Consider the following 548-nt stretch of genomic DNA (forward strand, 5'->3'; position numbering starts at 1 on the left):
GAAATGAATAACTTTGAACAATAAAAATAGATTCAACAACATTCACAACATGAATGACCTTTAGAATTAAATCGAATATTTATTTTTAAAAAGTCAGTATTTTTTAACATTCATTCTGAATAGACGATATATCATTCACTATGAACCGATGTAGCTCAAAAATCACATTCATAAAAGATATGGTTACAATAACAAATATAGATTAGACGAATCATACAACTCGGCACAGACTGAAAGGGTAATCAAGAAATGCACGACCGCAAACAAGCGGCGAAGCAACAGAAACACCAAGAGGAAACTGCCATGTCTAATTACAACAATGATATCGACGCAACTGCTACCCTAATCGCTCAACATGGAACACCCTGGGCAGCTATTAATCATGAGTACGCCGCTCGAATGCGTGCTCAGAACCGCTTTAAAACAAGCTTAGACATTGCACGATACACGGCAAAAATCATGCGTTCAGATATGGAACGCTACGACCAAGACCCTTCACAATACACACAATCTCTAGGTTGCTGGCATGGTTTTATCGGTCAGCAAAA

At 37.8% G+C, this 548-nt stretch carries 1 pseudogene; it reads left to right on the top strand.

The features are described 5' to 3' along the window. Positions 1-303 precede the first annotated feature (303 nt). A pseudogene (locus tag GCE9029_RS25400) lies at positions 304-548 on the top strand (isocitrate lyase); the annotation flags it as partial.

Origin of the sequence: Grimontia celer, from assembly GCF_900055185.1 — a bacterium.
Lineage (GTDB): Bacteria > Pseudomonadota > Gammaproteobacteria > Enterobacterales > Vibrionaceae > Enterovibrio > Enterovibrio celer.